The sequence below is a fragment of the Ectorhizobium quercum genome (assembly GCF_026552795.1).
Lineage (GTDB): Bacteria > Pseudomonadota > Alphaproteobacteria > Rhizobiales > Rhizobiaceae > Ectorhizobium > Ectorhizobium quercum.
The window spans coordinates 96,853-113,972 of sequence record NZ_JANFPI010000010.1 but is presented as its reverse complement, the minus strand read 5'-3'; the positions used below and the strand labels follow the sequence as shown (position 1 = coordinate 113,972).

Below are 17,120 nucleotides of genomic sequence, written 5' to 3'. Positions count from 1 at the left end.
TGTCAGTCGAGAGGCCGGACAAGCTTCTCATAATCCGCCGGTGCGGACAGCCAGCCGGCCTCGACCAGCAATCGGCTGAACCGTTCGAAATCCTGCTGCGGAATGAATTGGTTCGGTGGCCAGAGACCGGCCTTCCGGTAAAGATCGATGGCCATCGCCATCGCGCCGCGCGGAAAAAATGGAAAACGGTGGCCGATCAGGGCGGCGATTTCCGTGCCGTCATGTTCGCAAATCCATGCGAAGGCGCGGTCCATCGCTTCGGCGAATGCCTTGAAATCGGCCCGGCGCCGGTCCACGACCTCCGGCAGGGCGATGTAGGCGCTCCACGGAACGCCGCCCGTCGCGGTGGCAAGGTCCTGAACGGCGAAAACCTCGCCCTTTGCCAGGGCGGGACCGGCCGCGTGCAGGTGCTGGATCGCGAAATCACCGTCGCCGGCCACGAATGCGGCCAGAGCTTCGCTTTCGGTCAGAGGTGCGGGTGACAGTCCGACCTTGCCGGCAAGCCCCTTTTCCTTCAGCAGCGACGAGAAGGTGAAGGTCGCGGTGCCGATATTGGCGATATCGACCACGGTGCGCCCGCGCAGGTCGTCCCAGGAGAATTCAGGCATCGGCTGGCGCGACAGGAGATACCAGGGATGGGTCCGCACGGCGGCACAGATGTTGACGAGATGGGCCGTTCCCTCTTCCAGCATCTTCATCGTCACCATCGGCCCGCCGATGGTGAGATCGGCTTCGCCCGACAGGACGGCCGGGATCTGGCCCCCGCGCACCGTATGTCCGCCGGTCGCCGTGCGAGTGAACAGAACCTCGAGGTTGGCTCCGGCGAAGAAGCCCTTGTCGGCGGCCACATAGTGGGGAAGGTAGTAGAGACGCTGTTCGCTCGGATCGCCTTCGTTGAGCTTCAGCAGGGCGCGAGCCTCAGACATCGCTTTTTCCATAGGGAAGGGGGGTGCCATCGGCGCGCGCCAACTGGTCCGGGCGCAGGTCTTCGATCCTGCCGGCGCCCATCCAGAGCGTCATGGCGGTCAATGAATCGATCAGGCCGGACAAGTACGACTCGACGCCCTTTTCCCCGGCGCCGGCCAGTGCCGTGAGAACCGGCCGCGAAACCACCGCCGCATCCGCGCCCAGAAGCCGGGCGATCAGCACATCGCTGCCATGCCGGATACCGCCATCGGCCAGCACCGCCGTGCCCTTCGAGGCGGCAGCCCTCATGCCAGGCAGGGCAAGCGGCGCCGGCAACCAGCGCGACGATTGCCGCAGGCCGATATTGGAAACCATGAGCGTACCGGCTCCGGCCTGTTCGCAAGCCGCGACATCGCCGGGATGGAGGACGCCCTTGACGACGAGGTGCAGGCCGCGCGCTTTCGCGCTGTCGGCGACCTCGGAAATGTCCCGGGCGGTCCAGTTGGGAAATGCCGGCAGCGGCATCGGGCCGGGGCGGTCGGAACCGATCGTCGTCCATCCCCTGTCCCGCAGCGCCTGACCGACATCGAAGCCGCCCGGCCGTAGGCCCTCGATGGGGTGCGCCGGCGCAAGCACCGTCAGCACGATGCCGACGGCCCCGGCATCGGCGGCATGTTCGACGAGGGAGCGCGCGCGTTCCACGGGGCCGGCAGCGCGCAATTGCAGGAGGACCCGGTCGTGCAAGGCGGTTATCCGGGCGAGAGGCGTAACGGTTTCTTCCGAAACGACGAGGGGCAGGCGCAGGCGCTTGCAGACCCGGGCGACGGGCGCAAGCCCCTCCGCATGGAACAGGCGGTCGCCGGCAAAGGCACCGACCACGACCGGAGCGGCAATCTCGACGCCGAAAAGCGTCGTCGCGAGGTCGACGCCACGGATATCCGACAGGACCCGTGGCACAAGGCAGAAGCGTCTGAAAGCGGCCTCGTTGGCATCCTCCGCGCCGCCGTCCACGGCGCGGCCGACAAGATAACGATAGAGGTCTTTGCCGATCGCGGCTTCCGCCTCGGCCTGATAGGGAAGCATGGACGTCATCTTTCCGTGTGGATCAGCTTTGCAGCCGGTTTGGGAGCGGTGGGCTCGGGCTCGATCTCCGGCCCGATCTCGCCGGCGGCCTCCTGGCGCAGATAGGCGGCGAAGGTCTGCGTTTGCGGGTTGTCGATGATCGAAGGCGGCCCCTGTTCGACGAGAACGCCGTGCTGGAGGAAGACGATCTGATCGGCGACGCTGCGTGCAAAGTCGACGTCATGGGTGCTGATGACCAGCGTCATGCCCATGTCCGCCAGTTTGCGGATGGTCGAATGCACCTCGCGCACCAGTTCCGGGTCGAGCGCCGAGGTCGGCTCGTCGAACAGGATGAGCTGCGGATTGCTGGCCAGCGCGCGGGCGATGGCGACGCGCTGCTGCTGGCCGCCGGAAAGCTCGTGCGGGAGCGAATGGTAGAACGCGGACAGGCCGACCTGATCGAGGGCGCGGCGCGCCTTGGCGCGGGCGACCGGCTTTGCGTCCTTCTGCACGATCACGGGAATGCTCATCACGTTCTCTTCCGCCGTCAGATGGTCGAAGAGCGCGAAATTCTGGAAGACGATGCCGATGCGGGCCGCCGCACGGTTGGCCGGCAACGCCCGGGCCGGCAGGGGGGCTCCGCTCGGCCCGCGCCCCATCCGCTCCCCGCCGACGCGGATATCGCCGCCGCTGACGGGCGCCAGCGCAAGGATGGATTTCAGGAGCGTGCTCTTGCCCGATCCGGACCGGCCGAGCAGCACCACGACCTCGCCGCGCCGCACCGTCAGCGAAAGACCTTTCAGGACTTCCTTGCCGTGATAGGCAACCCTGAGATCGATCACTTCCAGAAGCTTTTCGCGGGAATCGACGGTCGTCGGGGAAGCCGCGGATGCCGGCAGTTCGGCCACCGGACGCGGCTTGCGGTGCCGGGCGCGCCTGGCGCGGAAGTCCAGACCGACGCGCGTTTCCAGCCACCATTGGCCGACCGCCAGTACGCTCGCCAGGATGACATAGATGCCGCCGGACGCCATGAGCACCGGGATGAAAAGGAAGTTCTCCGAAACGATCGTCTGGCTGCGCATCGTCAGTTCGCTCACTCCGACCACCGAGGCAAGCGATGTCGACTTGAGCAGGCCGACCGATTCATTGCCGAGGGTCGGCATGATGGCGCGCAGCGCCTGCGGGATCACCACATGGATCATCTCGGCCGTGCGGGTGAAGCCGAAGGCCTGCGCGGCCGTGCGCTGGTCCCGGTTTGCGGAGATGATGCCGCCGCGTATGATCTCGGCGCAATAGGCGGTCTCGTTGATCGTCAGTGCGAGAAGCGCGCTGGCGAATGCCGACAGCATGATGCCGAACTGGGGCAGGACGTTGTAGAGCAGGATGAGCTGGAGCAGGACCGGCGTGCCGCGCAGCAGGTAGATGTATGCCTTGACCGGATAGCTGATGAGCCGGTGTTTGGACATGCTGGCGAGCGCGAGGAAAAACCCGATCACAATGCCTCCGAAGAGAGCCCCGACCATGAGCTGCACCGCGATGACCGCTCCCTGCCAGAGATAGGGAAGCGTCAGATAGTGGAGGAAGATGTCCATCGGAAAAGCCTGCGACTGTGAAAGACCCCGCGGCGCATTGTGAAAACCGGAGAATGCCCGGACCTTCCCGCAGCGACGCCACGCCGATTATGAAGCAAACGGCGGCCGTAATATACGGAAGCCGCCTACGGACCGTTCTGCAAATCGCAAGCGATCCGAAGAAGGGACAGTGCGTTCGGGCCGCGCCGGGAAATCCCGCGCGGCCCGTTCCCGGTCAGCCCAGGTTTTCGACGGGCCGCTCGGCGTCGCCGCCCTGGCCCCACTTTTCGAGCAGCTTCTTCTGCACGCCCGTGCCCTGGATGATCGCGATGCCCTCGGTAACGGCCGAGCGCAGTTCCGTATTGTCCTTGGCGATCGGATAGCCGTTACGGATCGGCAGGTCGACATCGAACGCGCGCTCGAGGCGCGGGTCGGCGGCGACCAGGCCCCTGGCGACCGCGGCCGACGTCAGGTGGATGTCGGCCCGGCCGGACTGGACGGCGAGGATCGCGTTGTCGGTGTTCTGGACGAGCAGCACATCGACCGCCGGCTTGTCGGCCTCCAGGCATTTCTTGGTCTGTTCCGGCGCGAGCGTCGTCGCTTCGAACGTGCCGGCGGCCGCCGAGATGGTCATGCCGCACAGATCGTCGAGCGATTGCAGGTTCTTCGGATTGCCCTTCGGCACGACGGAGCCGTCGATGACCTGATAGGACGACACGAAGGCGACCTGTTCAAGGCGGGCCGGGGTGACGTAGAGCGACGGACCCATGTCGATACGGCCGGACGTCAGCGAGGTGATCAGGACATTGAAGGCGCCGAGCTGAAACTTGTAGGTGAAGCCGAGACATGCGCCCAGACGGTCGAACATGTCCGGATCGAGACCTTCGAGCGTGTCCGGATCGTCGGCCTTCGGAGACTGGAAGCCCTTGTTGTAGCCACCGAGACCGATGGTGAGTTCCTTGCCGGTGAGCGACGGATACTTGGAGCGAAGCGCCTCGCAGGCCGGCATGGAGGCGAATTCGGCCGGAGTCGGGCTCGGCGTGTCCTCGGCGGAGGCCAAGGACGCGCCTGCGAGCAGCGCGGCCACGAATGTCGAGGTTAAGCGTTTCATCACGATGGATCCCCTGATCGCGCTGATTATCCATTTGTCTCGGCGGCGCAATGCGCGTCCGGTTGCGTCCCGACAGAGCATTCGATTTGCTCATCGTCATTTTGTATACTATTATACGAATGTCAAGCGTGATTGCCTGTCTATTGGACGAAATGCAGAAGTGCCGCTTAATTCAGCGAAATTTTTGTCCGATATCCGGTCGTCACTTGTATTTTTGGATATGATTTCAGGATATGTCCTGATGATGGAAGTGATGCGGAGATTGAAAGTGGCGGACCAACCCCTGAACGTGGAGCAGTGGCAACCGGAACGGCCGAGGACGCTGGTCGATCACGCCCTTGACGTGATCATGTCGGCGGCGGCGAGAGGCCTCATCCTGCCCGGCGAGCGTCTGACCGAAAAGGAACTGAGCGAATTGCTCAACATGAGCCGCGTGCCGATCCGCGAGGCGTTGCGGGTTCTGGAGAGCCAGGGGGTCGTCACCAACGAACCCTACAAGGGCATACGCCTGATGCAGATAGACAAGGCCACGCTCGACAATGTCCTCGACGTCCGGGCAACCCTGGAAAGCCACGCAGCCCGGCGCGCCATTGAAAAAGGCCACTATAAAGGGCGCCATCTCGCCCGGCTGGAAGCCGCGCTCAACGAACTGACCCTGATGCGCGACCGCAACGACGCCTACGGTTTTGCCAGTGCCGACACCCAGTTCCACCGGATCCTCTGCGAGCTTTCCGACAATCCCGTCCTGCTGACCCTCTGGCAGTCGATCGCGCGGCAGCTCACCGTCATCTTCGGTCTCTCCACCTTCGGCAAGAGCATGGACGAGATCATCGAGGAGCACCGCACACTTCTCACGATCTTTTCGAGCGGCCACATCGCGGCCACCGAGGCGGCGGTGCGCGAACATGCGCTGGACCAGCCGGCCGGGCTCGATTTCGCGGCGATCATCGAAGAACGGCGGGCCCGAAAGGCGGCCATGACCGGTTGATCCTGCGGCGAGTAAAATTTTTCTGCGCATAGATTGTATATAATAATACGATATGCGAATGTCGGGATCCGAATATGAGGGTACCCGCATGAAAATCACCGATGTTGAAACATTCTATCTGAAACTGCCGAACATCGAGAACCGGACGGACAGTTCGCAGGATACGCTTCTGATCCGCATCAGCACGGATGCCGGCATCGTCGGCTGGGGGGAGGTCGACGGATGCCCGTCCGTCGTGCAAGCGATCGTCGACGCGCCCTATTCGCATACGATGGTGACGGGCCTGAAGCGTTTGCTGATCGGCGAGAATCCTCTCGATACGGGCCGGTTGTGGTCTCTGATGCATCGGGCGACGATTTTCTACGGCCGCGCCGGTGCCACGCTCCAGGCGATGGCGGGGATCGACATCGCCCTTTGGGACATCAAGGGCAAGGCGCTCGGGCAGCCGATTTCGACCCTGCTCGGCGGCGCGTTCCGCGACAGGATGCGGGTCTACTCCTCGAACATGTTCCAGTTCACGATCGAGGCGACGGTGGAGCGCGCCAGGGTGGCAATCGACACCGGCCATACGGGCGTCAAGTTCGGTTGGGAACCGTTCGGCCGCGACGAGCGCACGGATATCGCCTATGTCGAGGCCGTCCGCAAGGCGATCGGCGACGACAACGACTTCATGCTCGATGTGGGCCATGCCTGGGACGCCAAGACCACGATCCGCCGTGCGTCGCTGTTCGAACCCTACCGCCTGTTCTGGATAGAGGAACCGCTGCATCCCGACAATTATGCCGGCTACGGACAGGTTTCGAAGGCCTGCTCGCAATATATCGCAGCCGGTGAGGAGGAGTGCAGCGTTGCCGGGTTCGAGCGCCTGATCGACGAAGGCGGCGTCGATGTCGTGCAGATCGACCTGACGCGCACCGGTTTCACCCAGGCCGTCCGGATTGCGGATTATGCCATGAGCCGTGGCCGCAAGGTCTGCAACCACAATTTCACCACCGACATCAATACGGCGGCCTCCCTGCACTTCCTCTGCGCGACCGAAAACGCGCTCGTCATGGAATATTGTGTGGAGCCGAACGAAATCGCCCGCAAGTTGGCGCGCAACCCGGTTCTGATCAGGGACGGCTACGCCCACCTGCCGACCGAGCCCGGCCTCGGCGTGGAACCGGACCCGGCGATCATCGAGAAATATCTCGTTCGCTGACCGGCGAAAGCGGCCGGCGGAACCCGCCGGCCGCCCGTTCAATATCCCCGGTCCGGCGACACGACGTTGAGCAGCGGATCGCCCGCCTGGAAACGGCGCAGGTTCTCCCCGAAAATGTCGAGGCATCTGTCGATATAGCCCGCATGGTCGTCCACGCTGCAATGGGGCGTCATGACAAGGTTCGGCATCGACCAGATCGCATCGCTTTCGGCCACCGGTTCCTCCGGAAACACGTCGAGCACCGCTCCGCCGAGGTGGCCGCTTTCGAGACGTGCCGCCAGCGCCCCGTAATCCAGCACCTTCGCCCTTCCGACGACGACGACACCGGCGCCCCGCGGCATGAGGTCGAACTGCTCGGCGCCGATACGGCCTTCCGTCGCCGGGGTCAGCGGCAGGGTCGAGACGAGGAAATCCGTTCCCGGCAGGACTGTGTCGAGGGCGTCGAGGGCGATGCATTCATCGACCGGAGCGTCCGTCTCGCCCCGGCTGGTGACGCCGATCACCCTGATGCCGCGCGCCCGCAGCAGGGGAACCGCCGCGCCGCCAATGGCGCCGACGCCGAGGATGGTCGCGACCTTGCCGTGCGCGACGGATTCGAACACCGGCTGCCATGTGCGCTGCACCTTGCGCGAGGTGAAGAAGGGAATGCGGTAATTCAGCATCAGAACCGACGTCAGAATGAATTCGGCGCCTTTTTCCGCGTGAACGCCCGATGCGTTGGTCAGGATCACACCTTCCGGCAAGGTCTTCAGATAGGCTTCCACGCCGGCGGATATGACCTGGACCCACTTCAGGCGGGGGGATGCCTTCCTGACGCGGCCGATATCGAATTTGTGATTGGTGAAGATGACGTCGGCGGCTCCGGCGAACCGTTCGAGCGCAAGAGGATCGTCGCAGACGGTGATTTCGGCTTCGACGCCGAGCGCCTTGCACCGGGTGGCCACGGCATCGCCGTCGATCCGAAGGGCAGGCTCCTGGGAGGGGGCGTTCGTGACGAGAACGCGAAGATTGGTGGACATGCCGATCCTCATGCCCCGCGCCGGATGGCGACGCCTTCGATCTCGATCAGCAGCGACGAAGGCTGAAGCGAGACGCCGACCGTCGAGCGGGTCGGATAGGGCTCGGAGAAATATTCCCGGTAGATGGCATTGAGTTCGGCAAAATCCTCCAGCCGGGTCAGGAAGACGGTGATCTTGATCACATCCCCCATCGAAAAGCCGGCATTCTCGACCAGGGAACGGACATTCCTCAGAGCCTGATGCGCCTGTTCGGCAAATCCCGGCCCGACGATCCGGGCCGTGTCGGGATTGATTCCGACCTGACCGGAAAGATAAAGGACGTTACCGCTCCTCAGGGCCGGGCTTAAAGGGGCCGGACCCAGAGGCTTCGATTCCGGAGGATGACCGGGGTAGTTGACGATCTGATGCATGCGGCTCTCCATTTTTGTATACGAAAATACAATTCATGGGCCACAGGGTCTTGAGATTGTCAAGTGAATTGGCCGCGCCGCACGCCCCGCCTGCCATCACTGGAGGCAGGCATGGGCAGAGACCGGATTGCCGACACCGGCCCGGTGCCGGCGGGGGCTTTAAAACGTCTCGAGCACGATCTTGCCCCTCGTTTTCCCGCTTTCCAGAAGGGCATGGGCCTTTTTGAGATTGGCCGCGTTGATCGGGCTGAGGGTGTCGGTCAGCGTCGTGCGGATTTTTCCCGTATCGATCAGGCGGGACAGTTCGTCGAGCAGCTTGCCCTGCTCGTCCATGTCCGGCGTCTGGAAGATCGGCCGCGTGAACATCAGCTCCCAGTGCGTGGAAACGGCCTTGCGCTTGAAAGGCATGACATCGAGGCTGTCGGGGTCGTCGATCAGGCCGAAGCGCCCCTGCGGCGCGATCAGCTCGACGATCTCCGTCAGATGGCGATGGGTCTCGGTGGTGGAGAAGACGAAGGCCGGTGCGCCGATGCCGAGGGCGGTGATCTGTTCGGCGATCGGCTTGCTGTGATCGACCACATGATGCGCGCCGAGGTCCTGCACCCAGGCCTGCGTTTCCGGCCGCGACGCGGTGGCGATGACCGTCACGTCCGTCAGGGCGCGGGCGAGCTGGATGGCGATCGAACCGACGCCGCCCGCGCCGCCGACGATGAGAACGGCATTGGCTGCGCCGGGCACGGGCCTGCGGATGTCGAGCCGGTCGAACAGCATTTCCCAGGCCGTGATCGCCGTGAGCGGCAGCGCCGCCGCCTCGGCGTTCGAGAGCGATTTCGGCTTGTGGCCGACGATGCGCTCGTCGACGAGATGGAACTGACTGTTGGCGCCGGGACGGGTGATCGAGCCGGCGTAGAACACCTCGTCGCCCGGCCTGAAGCCGCTGACGTCGGGGCCGGTTTCGACGACCGTGCCGACGGCATCCCAGCCGAGGATCTTCCATTCCCCCGCCGGCGGCGAGGCGCTGCGGCGAACCTTGGTGTCGACGGGATTGACGGAGATGGCCTTCACTTCGACCAGAATGTCCCGCCCCGTCGGGGCCGGCCGGCCCACGTCTATGTCGACCAGCGCATCGTCCCTGTCGATTGCGCCCGCCTGCCTGTATCCGATCGCTTTCATGTCTTCGCTCCCTGTTCTACGTTGATATGGGTGAAGGATCGTCTTATGCTTCCAAAAGTGCAATACGTACAATGAAAGCATATAGTATCAAAAAGGATACTGTCATGGCGAAGGCTCGTCACTCCCGTTTCGACTGTAGCCCCGGATGTTCGGTGGAGGCGGCGATCGGTCTCATCGACGGAAAATGGAAATCGGTGATCCTGTTCCATCTCCTGTCCGGCACGCTGCGGTTCAACGAAATTCGCCGCCATATCGCCAATGTCACGCCACGCATGCTCACCAACCAGTTGCGCGAGCTGGAGGCGGATGGGCTGATCGAGCGCAAGGTTTATGCGCAGGTGCCGCCGAAGGTGGAATACAGCCTTTCGCCGCTCGGGCGCAGCATGGAGCCGATCCTTCTGGCCCTGAAAACCTGGGGCGACACCAACATCGGATTGTACGGGAAACCGGAGGGCTTCGATCCGCGTGTGCCGGAACCTGCCGGGGCGGCCGGGCAGGCGGGCGCCTGACGGGAGGGGGCTGGGGTTTGTCCTTCGGGCACCGCGCCATCACAAACGCTTGGGGCGGATGATCGTTACGCTGTTCCAGACCGGCTGCGGCCACCCGTTTCCTGTGCGCGCCAAGAAAAAATCCCCGCTTTTTGACGCTGCCGCATCCCGTTGATCGGATTATTGGAATCGTCTCAATGCCTTGGCCCGTTCCGCTGCTCGCCGGCCTTCCCGGCGTGGCACCCCGATTGACTCTTTGGTGTGATAGGAACAAAAAGGGAACATAAAAGTGTAAATCCCACCGCAAACCCCGAAAGGGAACCGTTTTCCGAATGTCCGAGACTGCCGCCATGCCCGTCATCGCCGCGCTTCGGGAGCGCATCGGGCGCCTCGAAAACGGACCGGTGCGCGCCCGCCAGGTCCTGCCCTTCGGTATTCCCGAGATCGACAGAAAGCTTCCGGGGGGAGGGCTGGCGCTCGGCGCGCTGCACGAGGTGGCCGGCGGCGGCAATGCGGCCGTCGACGGGGCGGCGGCTGCGGTCTTCGCAGCCGGCATTGCTGCCCGCACCCGCGGCAAGGTGCTGTGGTGCGTGACCCGGCCGGATCTTTTCGCCCCGGCGCTGGCCCAGGCCGGTCTCGATGCCGGCCGGGTCATCCATGTGGAAGCCGGCGACGAAAAGATGCTTCTTGCCTGTTTCGAGGAAGGCTTGCGTCACGGCGGCATCGGCGCGGCTGTCGCCGAGGTCGCGCGCCTGTCGATGACGGCCTCGCGCCGGCTGCAACTCGCCGCCGAACGATCCGGCGCGGTCGGCATCGTCATCCGCCGATGGCGATGCCGGAGCGAGGCGGCGGCCTTCGGCCAGCCGACGGCCAGCTCGACGCGCTGGCGCATCTCGGTGCTGCCCTCGTCGCCGCTTCCCGTGCCGGGCATCGGGCGGGCACGCTGGCTGCTGGAACTGGTGCGGGCGCGGGCAGGGGAAAGTTTCGATCTGGAAGTGGAGGCATGTGATGATGAGGGTCGTATCGCTTTACCTGCCCCGATGGCCGACCGACCGCCTGCGACGGCAATCGGGCGACGCCATGCTGCCGGCCGATAAACCGCTGGTGCTCATCGGTCGCGATGGCCGCCGCCGTGCCGTGACGGCCATCGACGCCCAAGCGCAGGCCCTCGGCCTGTCGGTCGGCATGGCGCTCGCCAAGGCGCAGGCGCTGGTTCCCGGCCTTGTCGTCATGGACGCGGATAAACGGGGCGATGAGGCGGCGCTGGAACGGCTGGCGCTGTGGGCGCTGCGTTTCTCTCCCATCGTCATGGCCGATCCGCCGGACGGTCTGGTGATCGACACGACGGGCGCCGACCATCTGCATGGCGGAGAGGCCGTCATGCTCACCGCGATGGTCCAGCGGTTCGCCGCGGCCGGCATCGAGGCGAGGGCGGCGATTGCCGATACGCGCGGTGCGGCCCATGCCTTCGCCCGGTTCATCGACAAGGCCACGGTGGTCGTCCCCAGTGGCCAGACCGTGCCCCTGCTCCGGCGTTTGCCGCTTGCCGCGCTGCGCCTCGATGCGCGGACGGTCGCGGGTTTGCGGACGCTCGGCTTCGAGCGGATCGGCGACCTGCTCGACCAGCCCCGCGCGCCGCTCACGCTTCGTTTCGGCCCGGATATCGGCCGCCGGATCGATGAGGCGCTCGGCCAGTCGGCGGAACCGATCGAACCTGTCCGCTCCCCGGAGCTGCCGCAGGCGCGGCGCGTGTTCGGGGAGCCGATCGGGGCGCCGGAGACCATCGGCCGCTTTATCGGCAGGCTCGTCGCCGCGCTTTGTGCCGATCTGGAAACCAGGGGCCTCGGCGCGCGGCGGCTCGACCTCCTGTTCACGCGGGTTGACGCTTCCATGCAGGCCATGCGTGTCGGCCTGGCGCAACCGGTTCGCGACGCGCGGCGGCTGAACCGGCTTCTCTGCGACCGGATCGAAAAGGTGGATCCCGGTTTCGGGATCGAGACCATGACCCTCGTGGCGTCGGCCACGGAAGCCTTGGAACACCGGCAGACGATCTCCTCGCTGATCGAGGAGGCGGAGCCGGATGTTTCCGATCTGGTCGATGTGCTGGCCAACCGCGTCGGAGAGTGCCGCATTTATCGTTACGCGCCGGTCGCCAGCGATGTGCCGGAGCGCTCCGCCGTCCGCGTTCCGGCCCTGTCGCCGCAAACGGGGTCAGGCTGGAGCGGCGCATGGCCGCGGCCGCCGCGGCTTCTGCCCAGACCCGAACCCATCGAGACGATGGCGCTTCTGCCCGACCATCCGCCGGTGTTTTTCGTCTGGCGCGGGGTGCGCCGGCGCGTGCGCCATGCCGATGGTCCCGAACGCATCTTCGGCGAATGGTGGAAACGCGATGGGGAAAGGAACGCCGTTCGCGACTATTTCCGGGTCGAGGACGAAACCGGCGAGCGCTACTGGATCTTCCGCGCCGGCGACGGCGAGGATACGGCAACCGGTTCGCATGACTGGTTCCTGCACGGGGTCTTCGGATGAGCGATCCACGGTATGCCGAATTGCAGGTGACGAGCCATTTTTCCTTCCTGCGCGGCGCGTCGTCCTGCGAGGAACTGTTCGAGAAGGCGAAAGAACTGGGCATCGAGGCGCTGGCCGTCGTCGACAGGAATTCCCTGGCGGGCATCGTGCGGGCGCATCAGGCGGCAAAGGAGACCGGCGTCCGGCTGATCGTCGGCTGCCGGCTCGATCTCGCCGACGGCGCATCCGTTCTCGTCTATCCGGCCGACCGGCCCGCCTATGGCCGGCTCTGCCGTCTTCTTTCGCTCGGCAAGCGGCGGGGCGGCAAGGCGAAGTGCCATCTCGAATGGCCGGATCTCATGGCCTATGGTGAGGGACTGATCGCCGTCCTCGTGCCGGACGTGGCCGACGACATCTGCGCGCTTCGTCTCCGGCGGCTGCGCGCGTGTTTCGGCGACCGCGCCTACATGGCGCTGACGCTCCGCCGCCGTCCGAACGACCAGCTTCGCCTGCATGAACTGGCGGGCATGGCGGCGGCGGCGCAGGTTCCCGCCATCGTCACCAACGACGTTCTGTTTCATGCGCCGGAGCGGCGCATCCTTCAGGATGTCGTCACCGCCATTCGCCACAATGTTACCATCGACGCGCTTGGCCATCGCCGCGAACGCTTCGCCGACCGCTATCTGAAGCCGCCTGAAGAAATGCACCGGCTCTTCCTTCGCTACCCGGAAGCGCTGGCCCGCACCGTCGAGATCATGGACCGCTGCACTTTCAGTCTCGACGATCTGGCCTACCAGTATCCGGAGGAACGGCTCTATCCCGACCTGACCCCGCAACAAACGCTGGAAAAGCTGACCTGGGAGGGGGCGGCGAAACGTTACCCGCACGGTCTGCCGGATAAGGTGCGCACCAATCTCGAACATGAGCTGCGGCTGATCGAGAAGCTCGACTACGCGCCCTACTTCCTCACGGTGAACGCGATCGTCGCCTTTGCCCGGTCGGAACGGATTCTTTGCCAGGGCCGGGGATCGTCCGCCAATTCGGCCGTCTGCTATATGCTCGGGATCACCGCCATCGATCCCGAACACAACGACTTGCTGTTCGAGCGCTTCGTCTCCGAGGAGCGGCGCGAGCCGCCGGACATCGACGTGGATTTCGAGCACGAGCGGCGCGAGGAGGTGATCCAGTGGGTCTACGACACCTATGGCCGCGACCGCGCAGCGCTCTGCTCCACGGTGATCCGCTATCGCGCCCGGGGGGCGCTACGCGACGTCGGCAAGGCAATGGGCCTGCCCGAGGACCTGACCAGATCGCTGTCCTCGCAGGTCTGGGGCTGGTCCGAAAGCGTGGAGGCGCGGCATACCGAGGGCCTTGGCCTCAACATGGACGACCGCCGCCTGCGGCTGACGCTGGAGCTTGCCGGCCAACTCGTCGGCACGCCGAGGCATTTGAGCCAGCATCCGGGCGGCTTCGTGCTGACCCGGGACCGCCTGGATGAACTGGTGCCGATCGAGCCTGCGGCGATGGCCGACCGTCAGGTCATCGAGTGGGACAAGGACGACATCGACATCCTGAAATTCATGAAGGTCGACGTCCTGGCGCTCGGCATGCTGACCTGCATGCGGCGCGCCTTCGATCTGCTGTCGGAGCACAAGGGGGAGGATCTGGACCTTTTCGGCATCCCGCCGGACGATCCATCCACCTATGCGATGATAAAGCGGGCCGATACGCTCGGCACTTTCCAGATCGAGAGCCGCGCGCAGATGAGCATGTTGCCGCGACTGAAGCCGGAGACCTTATACGATCTGGTCATTCAGGTTGCCATCGTCCGGCCTGGGCCTATTCAGGGCGACATGGTGCATCCCTATCTCCGCCGGCGCGAAGGCAAGGAGAAGGTCGATTATCCGACGCCGGAGCTTGCAGCGATCCTTCGAAAGACGCTCGGCGTGCCGCTGTTTCAGGAACAGGCGATGAAGGTCGCGATCACCTGTGCCGGCTTCACTCCCGGCGAGGCCGACCAGCTTCGCCGGGCGATGGCGACGTTCAAGCATACCGGCACCATCTCGTCGTTCGGCCGGAAGCTGATCGACGGAATGGTCGGCAATGGCTACGAAGCGGAGTTCGCCGAGAAGATATTCAAGCAATTGGAGGGGTTTGGAAGCTACGGCTTCCCGGAAAGCCATGCCGCCAGCTTCGCCCTGGTCGCCTATGCTTCCTCCTGGGTGAAATGCTGGCATCCGGACGTCTTCTGCGCCGCATTGCTCAACAGCCAGCCGATGGGCTTCTATGCGCCGGCGCAAATCGTCCGCGATGCGCAGCAGCATGGCGTCGAGGTCCGGCCCGTCTGCGTCAATGCCTCCCGGTGGGATTGCACGCTGGAGCCCTGCGACGGCAAGGATGGCCGCCATGCCGTGCGGCTCGGGCTGCGCATGGTCAGGGGACTGGCGAACGGCGATGCGGCCCGGCTGGTCGCGGCCCGGGCCGATCATCCTTATGCGTGCGTCGACGATCTCTGGCAGCGGGCGGCTCTCCCGGTCGGGGCGCTGGTCGCGCTGGCCAGGGCGGATGCCTTCTTTCCTTCGCTCCGTCTGGCGCGGCGCGAGGCCCTCTGGGCGATCAAGGCGCTGCGCGACGAACCCCTGCCGCTCTTCGCCGCCGCGGCGGCGCGGGAGACCGGGCCGATTGCCGAGCAGGCCGAGCCTGCCGTCGCTCTCCGGTCGATGCCGGCCGGAGGCGAGGTGGTCGAGGATTACGGCCATGTCGGGCTGACGCTGCGCCAGCATCCCCTTTCCTTCCTGCGGGCGGATCTTGCCCGCCGGCGCATCGTGACCTGTGCCGAGGCCGTTGCCGCGCGCGACCGGCGGTGGGTCGAGACCGCCGGTCTCGTTCTCGTGCGCCAGCGTCCCGGTTCGGCCAAAGGTGTCGTCTTCCTGACCGTCGAGGACGAGACCGGCATTGCCAATATCGTCGTCTGGCCGCGAATGCTGGAGCGATATCGCCGCACCGTGCTTGGCGCGGGCATGATCGGCGTCAAGGGTCGTATCCAGCGGGAAGGCGATGTCGTTCATATCGTGGCCCGCGAGCTTGTCGACCTGACGCACGAACTTGCCAGCGTGGGTGCGCGCGAGGCCGGCCTTGCCGGTTCGCAGGAAAGGAGCGGGGAGGTTCCTCTCCCCCTCGACAGGATCAGGGTGAAAGCCCGGGAGTTCCGCTGACGTTCGATCGGGATGCCGGCAGCAGCTTTCGGGGGACGAGCCAGAGGAGCGCCAGCATTCCGAAGAGTTCGATCAGCGACTGGAAGACGATGACGATGGCCGCCATTTCCCAGGTGGCGGGCAGGGCGAGGGCGAAGGGCAGGACGACGAAGGAGTTGCGGGTCGTCAGCGTGAACACGAGCGTTCGCGCCTGCGGAACCGGCAGTTTGAACGCCTTGCCGATCAGCAGGCCGCAGATCACGCCTCCGATCAGGAAGGCGACGCAGGCGATGAAGATCTTGCCCATCACCGGCAGCGACTCCGCCACCGCCTCGACCTGCGAGGCGGCGATCAGGAACAGCACGACCGCCAGAAGCGGAACCGGAAACCAGCCGATCCTTTCGACCAGCGCGGCGCGGGCCGGCCTTTCCCCGGCCCATCGCTCGGTCAGCCACGCGAGGGCGAGCGGCAGGACGATGACCACGGCGAACACCGTGACCATGCGACCGGCCGAGACGATCTCGGCGAAGCCCTCGCCCATGAACAGCCAGAGATAGACCGGCAGGAGCAGCATCTGGACGACCAGCAGCGCCGGCGTGATGGCGATGGCGCGGCGAAGATCGCCGCCGGCCTGATGGGCGAAGGTGATGAACCAGTCGGTGCAAGGCACGAGCAGGACCAGCAGCAGCCCCAGCCGGATCGCCGGATCATCCGGGACAAGCATCAGGACGCCCCATACCAGCACCGGCAGCACGACGAAATTTCCGATCAGGGCGGCGAAGATGAACGATCCGTCCCTGAATGCGGCTGGAAGCTGGTCGAGCCGGACCTGCGTGAAGGTCGCATAGAGCAGCAGCGCCAGCCCCGGCCAGAGCAGCAGTTCGAACACCGGCGCCAGACCGGGCACGGCGCTGCCGGTCGCCAGACCGAGGAGAATGGCGGCGAGATAGACCCATACCTGATTGCGTTCCAGATTGTCTCTTGTCATCGGTCCTGTCCGCCGGCTGCGGTGTGAATGTCGGTCGGACGCCCCTCGCATCTGGCGAACAGGGCGATGGCCTGATCGCACCAAGCGCAATGGCCCTGACAGCAGTCGTGCATCAGGAAGGCGACGAGGTCGGACAGCGCCGGGAAAAGGGCGCTGTAGATGATCGACCGCCCCGCGCGGCGGCTTTCGACCAGGCCGGCATGTTCGAGGTGGCTGAGGTGAAACGACACGCGCGAAGGCGGCGCTCCGCCGAGCGCCTCGGCAATGACGCCGGCAGCCATGCCGTCCGCCCCGGCAACCACGAGCAGCCGGACGATCCGGAGCCGGGTTTCCTGAGAGATCGCCGCGAAGGCGGCAAGAGCCGATTTTTCGTCCATCATGTTTCAATACTTCAATGAATATTGAAATTTGATAACCGGAAAACCGGCTGCCTTCAAGTCCCGGGAAACCGTCGCGTCCGCTCCGGGGTGAGTTCCGGGTGAATGCTCGGCGGCGGCGAGG

15 protein-coding genes are annotated in these 17,120 nt (G+C 65.1%); 6 read left to right on the top strand and 9 right to left on the bottom strand.

The genetic code is table 11. The annotated features are described in order from the left end of the window. Nucleotides 1–2: 2 nt before the first annotated feature. The 4 genes from NOF55_RS21630 to NOF55_RS21615 form a co-directional block, all read right to left on the bottom strand. Nucleotides 3–926: an ABC transporter substrate-binding protein gene (locus NOF55_RS21630; RefSeq protein ID WP_306413204.1), complete on the bottom strand. Its 924-nt coding sequence runs from the start codon at nucleotides 924–926 to the stop codon at nucleotides 3–5. Continuing rightward, on the bottom strand, nucleotides 919–1,998 hold the full coding sequence (locus NOF55_RS21625) for an alpha-hydroxy acid oxidase (RefSeq protein WP_306413203.1): 1,080 nt from the start codon (nucleotides 1,996–1,998) through the stop codon (nucleotides 919–921). The genes NOF55_RS21630 and NOF55_RS21625 overlap by 8 nt, the downstream gene beginning before the upstream one ends. Next, entirely contained in the window at nucleotides 1,995–3,560 is a 1,566-nt protein-coding gene (locus NOF55_RS21620) for an amino acid ABC transporter permease/ATP-binding protein (RefSeq protein ID WP_306413202.1), read from the bottom strand. The genes NOF55_RS21625 and NOF55_RS21620 overlap by 4 nt, the downstream gene beginning before the upstream one ends. 214 nt (nucleotides 3,561–3,774) lie before the next feature. Beyond that, on the bottom strand, nucleotides 3,775–4,650 hold the full coding sequence (locus NOF55_RS21615; RefSeq protein ID WP_306413201.1) for a transporter substrate-binding domain-containing protein: 876 nt from the start codon (nucleotides 4,648–4,650) through the stop codon (nucleotides 3,775–3,777). Nucleotides 4,651–4,918: 268 nt separating this feature from the next. Here NOF55_RS21615 and NOF55_RS21610 point away from each other — a divergent pair, with 268 nt between their 5' ends. Beyond that, a complete protein-coding gene (locus NOF55_RS21610) occupies nucleotides 4,919–5,638 on the top strand; it encodes a GntR family transcriptional regulator (RefSeq protein WP_306413200.1) in 720 nt (239 codons plus the stop codon). Nucleotides 5,639–5,726: 88 nt separating this feature from the next. Beyond that, nucleotides 5,727–6,839, top strand: a complete 1,113-nt coding sequence (locus NOF55_RS21605) for a mandelate racemase/muconate lactonizing enzyme family protein (protein WP_306413199.1) — start codon at nucleotides 5,727–5,729, stop codon at nucleotides 6,837–6,839. A gap of 38 nt (nucleotides 6,840–6,877) precedes the next feature. On the opposite strand, the gene NOF55_RS21600 is transcribed toward NOF55_RS21605, so the two are convergent. The 3 genes from NOF55_RS21600 to NOF55_RS21590 all read right to left on the bottom strand — a co-directional run bounded on the left by NOF55_RS21600 (nucleotide 6,878) and on the right by NOF55_RS21590 (nucleotide 9,441). Continuing rightward, nucleotides 6,878–7,858: a D-2-hydroxyacid dehydrogenase gene (locus NOF55_RS21600; protein WP_306413198.1), complete on the bottom strand. Its 981-nt coding sequence runs from the start codon at nucleotides 7,856–7,858 to the stop codon at nucleotides 6,878–6,880. Between the two features lie 8 nt (nucleotides 7,859–7,866). Beyond that, a complete protein-coding gene (locus NOF55_RS21595) occupies nucleotides 7,867–8,268 on the bottom strand; it encodes a RidA family protein (protein WP_306413197.1) in 402 nt (133 codons plus the stop codon). Nucleotides 8,269–8,427: 159 nt separating this feature from the next. Continuing rightward, nucleotides 8,428–9,441: a zinc-binding alcohol dehydrogenase family protein gene (locus NOF55_RS21590; protein ID WP_306413196.1), complete on the bottom strand. Its 1,014-nt coding sequence runs from the start codon at nucleotides 9,439–9,441 to the stop codon at nucleotides 8,428–8,430. Between the two features lie 104 nt (nucleotides 9,442–9,545). Here NOF55_RS21590 and NOF55_RS21585 point away from each other — a divergent pair, with 104 nt between their 5' ends. From NOF55_RS21585 to NOF55_RS21570, 4 genes are all read left to right on the top strand, one after another. Further along, nucleotides 9,546–9,950 (top strand): winged helix-turn-helix transcriptional regulator, encoded by a 405-nt coding sequence (locus tag NOF55_RS21585; RefSeq protein WP_306413195.1) that lies wholly within the window; start codon nucleotides 9,546–9,548, stop codon nucleotides 9,948–9,950. A gap of 311 nt (nucleotides 9,951–10,261) precedes the next feature. Then, entirely contained in the window at nucleotides 10,262–11,026 is a 765-nt protein-coding gene (locus NOF55_RS21580) for an ImuA family protein (RefSeq protein ID WP_306413194.1), read from the top strand. Next, nucleotides 10,938–12,458 carry a Y-family DNA polymerase gene (locus tag NOF55_RS21575; protein ID WP_306413193.1) on the top strand — a complete coding sequence of 507 codons (1,521 nt, stop codon included), beginning with the start codon at nucleotides 10,938–10,940 and terminating at the stop codon, nucleotides 12,456–12,458. Before NOF55_RS21580 ends, NOF55_RS21575 begins: the two co-directional genes overlap by 89 nt. Then, nucleotides 12,455–15,652: an error-prone DNA polymerase gene (locus NOF55_RS21570; RefSeq protein ID WP_306413192.1), complete on the top strand. Its 3,198-nt coding sequence runs from the start codon at nucleotides 12,455–12,457 to the stop codon at nucleotides 15,650–15,652. The genes NOF55_RS21575 and NOF55_RS21570 overlap by 4 nt, the downstream gene beginning before the upstream one ends. Here the strand turns inward: NOF55_RS21570 and NOF55_RS21565 are convergent. Next, nucleotides 15,624–16,619 (bottom strand): arsenic resistance protein, encoded by a 996-nt coding sequence (locus NOF55_RS21565; RefSeq protein ID WP_306413191.1) that lies wholly within the window; start codon nucleotides 16,617–16,619, stop codon nucleotides 15,624–15,626. The two genes, NOF55_RS21570 and NOF55_RS21565, sit on opposite strands and share 29 nt — an antisense overlap. Continuing rightward, a complete protein-coding gene (locus tag NOF55_RS21560; RefSeq protein WP_306413246.1) occupies nucleotides 16,616–16,996 on the bottom strand; it encodes an ArsR/SmtB family transcription factor in 381 nt (126 codons plus the stop codon). Before NOF55_RS21560 ends, NOF55_RS21565 begins: the two co-directional genes overlap by 4 nt. Nucleotides 16,997–17,120: the final 124 nt, after the last annotated feature.

Bases quoted from the DNA above. Each gene is read 5' to 3' on its own strand.
- NOF55_RS21580 (WP_306413194.1), top strand. From the start codon at position 10,262: ATGTCCGAGACTGCCGCCATGCCCGTCATCGCCGCGCTTCGGGAGCGC.
- NOF55_RS21575 (WP_306413193.1), top strand. From the start codon at position 10,938: ATGATGAGGGTCGTATCGCTTTACCTGCCCCGATGGCCGACCGACCGC.
- NOF55_RS21605 (WP_306413199.1), top strand. From the start codon at position 5,727: ATGAAAATCACCGATGTTGAAACATTCTATCTGAAACTGCCGAACATC.
- NOF55_RS21615 (WP_306413201.1), bottom strand. From the start codon at position 4,650: ATGAAACGCTTAACCTCGACATTCGTGGCCGCGCTGCTCGCAGGCGCG.
- NOF55_RS21595 (WP_306413197.1), bottom strand. From the start codon at position 8,268: ATGCATCAGATCGTCAACTACCCCGGTCATCCTCCGGAATCGAAGCCT.
- NOF55_RS21630 (WP_306413204.1), bottom strand. From the start codon at position 926: ATGTCTGAGGCTCGCGCCCTGCTGAAGCTCAACGAAGGCGATCCGAGC.
- NOF55_RS21590 (WP_306413196.1), bottom strand. From the start codon at position 9,441: ATGAAAGCGATCGGATACAGGCAGGCGGGCGCAATCGACAGGGACGAT.
- NOF55_RS21625 (WP_306413203.1), bottom strand. From the start codon at position 1,998: ATGACGTCCATGCTTCCCTATCAGGCCGAGGCGGAAGCCGCGATCGGC.
- NOF55_RS21560 (WP_306413246.1), bottom strand. From the start codon at position 16,996: ATGGACGAAAAATCGGCTCTTGCCGCCTTCGCGGCGATCTCTCAGGAA.
- NOF55_RS21600 (WP_306413198.1), bottom strand. From the start codon at position 7,858: ATGTCCACCAATCTTCGCGTTCTCGTCACGAACGCCCCCTCCCAGGAG.
- NOF55_RS21570 (WP_306413192.1), top strand. From the start codon at position 12,455: ATGAGCGATCCACGGTATGCCGAATTGCAGGTGACGAGCCATTTTTCC.
- NOF55_RS21620 (WP_306413202.1), bottom strand. From the start codon at position 3,560: ATGGACATCTTCCTCCACTATCTGACGCTTCCCTATCTCTGGCAGGGA.
- NOF55_RS21565 (WP_306413191.1), bottom strand. From the start codon at position 16,619: ATGACAAGAGACAATCTGGAACGCAATCAGGTATGGGTCTATCTCGCC.
- NOF55_RS21585 (WP_306413195.1), top strand. From the start codon at position 9,546: ATGGCGAAGGCTCGTCACTCCCGTTTCGACTGTAGCCCCGGATGTTCG.